Raw genomic sequence first — 6651 nt, 5'->3', positions numbered from 1 at the left:
CCGGCAAGTCGACCCTCCTCGGGGTTGCCAGTGGGTTCGTCGACCCCGATCTGGGCAGGGTCCAGATCGGGGGCAGAACCCTCCGAAGAGATTCTCCGGCGTTGGCTCGCAAGCTTGGCCTGGCGATGGCCTATCAAGACACGTCGTTGATCCAGGCCGAACCGGTCAAGAACAACCTGTTCCTGGCGGCTCCGCCAGGAAAACGGCCGCCCTACTGGAGACGGAAGAAATGGGCGCGCAGACTCCTGGGCGAGTTCGACCTCGACATGGAGCTCTTTCCTGATTCGCCGGCCGGCTTCCTTACGCTGGCCGAACGACAGTTGTTCGAGGTGGCCAAAGCACTCGTATCGGACCCCAAAGTGCTTCTTCTCGACGAACCGACGACGGCTCTCGGTCCTGATGAGGTGGATTCTCTTCATCGGACTATTGCGAGATGCCGGGATCAGGGAATCGGCGTCGTCTATGTGAGCCACCGATTGCCTGAAGTCCTTGAGATCGCCGACCGGATCACCGTATTGCGAGATGGCGAGACGCAAGGCACGTTCGATGCCAAGACCACCACCGAGCATGAGTTGGTCGACCTGATTGTCGGTCGGCCATTCGAGGCGGCCTTCCCGCAACCGTCCGTAGCAATGCTTGAGCGAAAAGACGTCCTGGTTGTCGAAGCTTTGCAGGGCCAGTCGTTCGGGCCAGTCAGCTTCACCCTTGAGAGCGGAGAGGTGGTTGGGATTGCAGGAGCCGAAGGCAACGGACAGCCACAGCTGTTCGACACATTGTCAGGCAGAACCCCACCGCGTGCCGGCCGTGTCACCGTTGACGGCAAGGATCTGACCTTGATCTCAACGCACGAAGCAATCGAGGCGGGAGTCATGCTGCTGCCGGGCGACCGCAAGAACGAGGCTCTCATGACGGTGCTCGGCGTCAGAGTGAATGCCACCGTTCAGTCAATTCGCCAATTCAGTTGGCTCTTCTTCCTTCGCCGTCGTGCCGAGCGCCGGGAGGTTGGCAAGCTCGTTGAGGAGCTCGAAATCCGCACGCCCTCCCTCGAGCAGCCGGTCGAGTTTCTCTCCGGAGGCAATCAGCAGAAGGTCGCCGTGTCGCGTACATTTCTCAAGAAGCCTTCGGTCATCCTTGCCTACGAGCCCACCCAAGGGGTCGATGTAGGCTCCCGTTTCGACATCTACAAGGCGCTACGGGCCCGCACCAATGATGGGGCCGTACTGCTGGTCAAATCGAGCGACCCGCTCGAGCTCGCCGGCTTGTGCGATCGGGTGCTGGTGTTGTCCCGAGGCCAGATCATCGAGGAAATCCCGGGCGACGAACTCAATGAGGTCCGGATCGTCGAGGCCATCGTCCGCGGACCGGGCTTGTCCAGATCCGGACAATCGTCATTGGGCGTCGCGATGCCGAAGGCTCCTACCCGCTCTGATGCGCCATGACAAGCCAATACCAACCAACTGGACCAATCGAGGCAGCCCGGCAAGCGGTCCGAAAGGTTGTGCGCAACGCACGCGACAAGAACAAGTGGCGCAAGGTCGTCAAGGTCCGCCTGTGGATGCCCATCGCACTCCAGCTGCTGTTGATCGGTGCCCTGCTCTGGTACACGAGTTCCCGGTTCGACGGGTTCCTCAACGGCACGAACGTCACCAATGTTCTCGTGATCGCGATTCCGCTGGCGATAGCTGCCATGGCCCAGACGCACGCTCTACTCGTAGGCTATCTGGACCTTTCGGTGGGCGCCATGATCAGCCTGGGTGTGGTCATCGCCTCATACCTCATCGTGCCCGACTCATCCCCGACGCAAATCATCATCGGGGTCGGGGCGATACTCCTGACCGGCGTCGTAGTGGGCCTCGTCAACGCCGGTCTCGTTCGGGGAGTGAGGATCCCATCGATCATCGCCACCCTGGCCACGTTGAGCATCCTCGATGGCATCTCGCTGACGTTGCGCGAGACCCCGAGCGGCACCATCAATCCAGGCTTCGTCTCAGGCCTCAAGTCGAGTGCCGGATCGGTTCCGATCGCTTTCATCGGGGTGGTGGTGGTAGCCGTTCTGCTCGACTATTGGCTTCACGCAACCGGCTCGGGTCTGAAAGTACGCGCCACTGGATTCGACGAACGATCCGCAAAACGCAGCGGAATCCGAACCAACTGGACGCGGGTGCGCGCCCTGCTGCTCTCAGCAGTATTCGCAGCGATTGCCTCATTCTTCGTAATGTCCCGATCTCCCATCGGGAACGCACAAATCGGCTCAAGCTTCGCGCTCAACAGCATCACCGCGGCAGTTCTCGGCGGCGCATCTCTGGCGGGCGGACGAGCCACATATGTCGGAGGGCTCATTGCCTCGGTGCTCCTGGCCCTGATCATCACCGTGCTTCCATTCCTGGGTCTGACGCCAGACCACGGTTTGATGATTATCGGTGTACTGGTGCTGCTCGGGATAATTCTCTTCCAGGTGGGCGACATCAAGGAATTGGTCAAGAGGAACTTCAGACGGGCGCGTCGTTTGGCCTTGGGAAGCAATTTGGTCGCTGAGACAGAGCTACCGAAGTTGTACCCATCAGGAATCGATTTCAGCATCGTGTCTACGGGACGAAAGCTGATCAAGGGTGGGATCGTGCTCTCCCTTGATCCGACCATTGGTGACTTGATCAACGGAGATATCCTCATCGAAGGGGAGAAGATCGTCGAGGTCGGCAGAAACCTCGTCGCCGAGGATGCCGAGGTCATCGACGCCTCGGGGATGATCGTCATGCCCGGGTTCGTCGACAGTCACCGTCACATTTGGGAAGGCGTTCTGCGCAACATCGGGACCGACGTACCGCTTGAAGGCAGAGTCAGCTACATCTCGTTCATTCTCCGGACACTGGCTCCGGCCTATCGGCCTCAGGATGTCTACGCAGGCAACATGGTGTCGGCAGTCGGCGCCATCGATGCCGGTATCACGACCCTCCTCGACTGGTCCCACATCCAGAGTTCGCCCGCTCATACCGACGCAGCAATTCAGGCACTTCAAGATTCCGGACTGAGAGCTGTATTCGCCTACGGATTCCCATGGTGGGGCAAGTGGGAGGAACGTCAACCGAGCTGGTTCGTGCGCGCCGCCAACGAGTATTTCTCCTCACAGGATCAACTGCTCACGCTTGCCCTGGCCGCTCCAGGACCCGAATTCACGGATTTCGAAGTGGCCAGGGACCACTGGAAGCTAGCCAGGGAATCAGGTGCGAGACTGACCGCTCATGTCGGCGTCGGGAGTTACGGCCAGGACGGCAAGGTCCAGGAAATGGGAGAAGCCGGGCTGCTTGGCCCCGACACTACCTACATACATTGCACCACCCTGAACGACACCGAGATCCAAATGATCGTCGACAGCGGCGGCACCGTGTCACTCGCGTCACCGGTGGAGATGATGATGGGACACGGCATGCCCCCGATCCAGAAGTTCCTTGACCGCGGACTGAACCCCAGTCTGAGCATTGATGTCGAGACCAACGTACCTTCGGACATGTTCAACCAGATGCGCTCTGTTTTGGCCCTCCAGCGCACCCTGGCCATCGCCCAAGACAGAGAACCTCTTCCGGCTCGTGAGATTCTCAGCTGGACGACGATGGAAGGCGCCAAGGCCAATGGCTTGGAGTCAAAGGTCGGCAGTCTCAGTCCGGGGAAACAAGCAGACATCATTATGCTGCGAACCGACCGGATGAACGTGACTCCGCTCAACGATCCGGCGACCGCGGTCGTATTGGGTATGGACACGGGAAACGTCGATACGGTCCTTGTTGCCGGGCGCGTAATGAAACAAGGCGGCAAGCTGCTGCATGTCGACTGGAGTGCGGTGCGGCAAATGGCCCTCGAATCTCGCGACTACCTCGTCGACAAATCGGGCTTCAAGCTTCCCAAGATCTAGCGCTGCGGCACACACTCTGGACAAAATGCTCCGAAAGTAGGAAAAACTTCTCGTAGCGCGTCGAATCTGAGCGACGGGCAGCGTCTTTCCTTGCAACGACGAAAGGTTTCACGATGAAGACAAAGGTTCTGAGCACGGTGGCCGTGTTCGCGATTGTGATCGGGGCGGCCGGCGCAGCTTTCGCCGGGGACGGCCTATCACCTGGTTCGTATGAGGTGGACGTGCCGGGGATCGGGACCGTTGTCCTCACCGTCGCAGACGGAGTTGTCGAGGTAACCACGGTTCCGGACGGTTACACCGTGGAACTCGACTCCGACGACGACGATTCGGAATTCTTGATCCTCGACGCGGTAGGCGACACGGCTCTCAAGATCGAGTTTGAAGGCGATGAGCTGGAAATCAAGGGGGCTACTGCCACGCCCGGCACCCACGTCTTCACTCTTCCGGATATCGGAACCGTAACCGTTGAGGTGGCCGCCGATGGTTCGATTTCGGTCGTTGCTCCTGGTTTCACCGTCGTATCCGACGACCACGGTCAGGTCACGCTCGTGTCCGAAGACGGGATGATCGAGATGCAGATCGAGATCGAAGACGGAGTCATCCAACTCCAGGTCGAAGCCGACGATGAGTCCGATGCCGTCATTGACGATGAGTCGGACGACGATCACTCAGATGACGTGCTCTCAGACGACTCCGACGACGACCACGAATCCGACGACGACCACGATCGAGATAAAGGTCACGACTCAGATGACGATGATGATTCACATGACGAATCACACGACGACTGATCCTCGCTAACCAGCGACCACAATTGGGGGGCGGCCCAAGAAGCCGTCCCCCATTTACGCGTGACAGAAGATCTTGACGCCCTCGTAGCTGGAGTCGTGCAACGCGACAACCAGGCTTTCAGCCAGCTGTACGACCTGCTGGCCGATTCGCTTGGGGCATTTGCCTTCCGGCTCGTACGAGACCGGCAGGCCGCCGAGGACGCCGTACAACAGGCATTCATCGAACTGGCCAGCGCAGCCCCGGGGTTCACGGGCGACGGTCGCAGTCTGCAAGCGTGGTTGTACAAGAGCGTTCGTTTCAGCTGCCTCGACGAGTTCCGTCGCCGATCACGCCGGCCCGAAGTACCGACCGAAAGACTTCCCGAGGTTCCCTTTGTCGGGTCGGACACCGAGCCCTACTCCGCCGAGCTCGCCAGCGCGATAGCCAGCCTCCCCTACCGCCAGCAGCTCCTCCTCGATCTTCGCCATGTCCACCAGCTGTCGGGGTATGAGATGGCCGAGGTTCTTGGGATGACAAGGCCGGCGGCGTACGCAGCACTCGGCCGGGCCGAGAAGAACCTCAGAAAAGCATTCACCGATGCCGTCGAATCCATGAGCCAGATGGCGTCTCTATCAGTGAAAGACGGAGAGCGTACGTGATCGACCCAATTGAACTACTCAGCAGGCAAGTGCCTGCCTTCTCGATTGGCGCCGAAACGCGCTCACTCCATCTTGCGCGGATTCACGCTTCGCTGGTCGGCCCCGTCACGGCTCCTCCCGCTTCACTATTCGACCTCCGTCCGCTCACAACGTCAATCGTCGACAGGTTCCGATCGTTCGATTGGCGGCAAAAGCTCACCGCTGGTGTGGTTGCTTTCATGGTGGCAATTCCTTCAGCGGCAGTGGCCACGGAAGGCAGCCAGCCCGATACGTGGTTGTATCCGGTCAAGCTGGCTGTCGAACCGATCTGGCTCCTTGTTGATGACGAAATCGTGGCTGAGCACCGAGTCGAAGAGTTGCAGTTGGCCCTGCGTGAGGACCTGCCAACGGACGCCCTACTCACCAGAGCCGATCGGGCGGTTGCGCGACTCGATCCTGACTCGATTTGGCGTGATGAGCTTGCCCTGATCGAACGCACCCTCAAGGAACAGGCCGATGATGTTGAAATGGGGACAGACACCGAGTCCGAGGCTGTGATCGATTCCCCGGTGGTCGACGAGTCCAGCGGAGCGGAGAATTCCCGGAATATCGAGGAGACCACGGAACCTACCGGGGATGCCAACCACCCTCCAGAATCAAGCGAGATCTCCGACCCTGACGACAATGGGTCGGGCTCGCACGATTCGGACCACGACTCGGATGACTCGGACGATTCGGACCACGACTCGGATGACGAATCACATAGCTCAGGCGATTCCCACGACGACGACTACGAGGGCGGCTCATGACCCACAAAACGATACTGATCGGCGCACTTGTGACCCTGGCGGCCTGCTCGGGATCCGGAGCAACACCTGCATCAACGTCCTCGGTAGAAGGGCCCTCGCCGGTCTCCACAGTGGGGGTCACTCAGACCCCGATCTTCGAGACGACAACCGTCCCCGCCAGGAGCCAATTCGAGGCCGCCCTCGACACGACGATCACCGCTGGCTCATACGAGTTTGGCGGCCAACTGATCGCGTATGTTGGAAGCTCTACCGTGACCACCAAGCTGCATGGTTGGGTCGACGGCACCAGCCAACTGATCGTCACGGAGGCCACCAGCGGGGTCGTCGAAACCCTGGTCGCAGATGGAATCGCAACAGTGACACAAAATGGGTCAACGTCGACGGTAGATCTCGGGGCAGTCGAGAGCGCCCCATCGTTTGAGCTTCTCAACGCCATTGACATCCAGGAAGAGACAGCCGGCATGGTCAAAGGAACGGTGCCGGGAGCTTCAGCCAACGGTGAAGCCGCCTCTGGAGACCTAAACGT

6 protein-coding genes are annotated in these 6651 nt (G+C 59.8%); all 6 read left to right on the top strand.

Going from position 1 to position 6651, the window contains the following annotated elements; all coding sequences use genetic code 11:
• A partial coding sequence (locus JJE47_14085) for a sugar ABC transporter ATP-binding protein (GenBank protein ID MBK5268553.1) occupies positions 1-1439 on the top strand: 1439 nt, incomplete at its 5' end.
• Between the two features lie 59 nt (positions 1440-1498).
• Complete coding sequence (locus JJE47_14080; protein ID MBK5268552.1) at positions 1499-3907, top strand: amidohydrolase family protein; 2409 nt, start codon at positions 1499-1501, stop codon at positions 3905-3907.
• Positions 3908-4020: 113 nt separating this feature from the next.
• Positions 4021-4698: a hypothetical protein gene (locus JJE47_14075; protein MBK5268551.1), complete on the top strand. Its 678-nt coding sequence runs from the start codon at positions 4021-4023 to the stop codon at positions 4696-4698.
• A 60-nt stretch (positions 4699-4758) separates the two neighbouring features.
• Entirely contained in the window at positions 4759-5337 is a 579-nt protein-coding gene (locus JJE47_14070) for a sigma-70 family RNA polymerase sigma factor (protein MBK5268550.1), read from the top strand.
• Positions 5334-6125 (top strand): hypothetical protein, encoded by a 792-nt coding sequence (locus tag JJE47_14065; protein ID MBK5268549.1) that lies wholly within the window; start codon positions 5334-5336, stop codon positions 6123-6125. Before JJE47_14070 ends, JJE47_14065 begins: the two co-directional genes overlap by 4 nt.
• Positions 6122-6651, top strand: a 530-nt coding sequence (locus tag JJE47_14060; protein MBK5268548.1) for a hypothetical protein, incomplete at its 3' end; no start/stop codon positions are given. The genes JJE47_14065 and JJE47_14060, both read left to right, overlap by 4 nt.

It is taken from the genome of Acidimicrobiia bacterium, from assembly GCA_016650365.1.
Lineage (GTDB): Bacteria > Actinomycetota > Acidimicrobiia > Spongiisociales > JAENVV01 > JAENVV01.
Note: the sequence above shows the minus strand (reverse complement) of the source record. Positions and strands in the feature narration are given on the sequence as shown.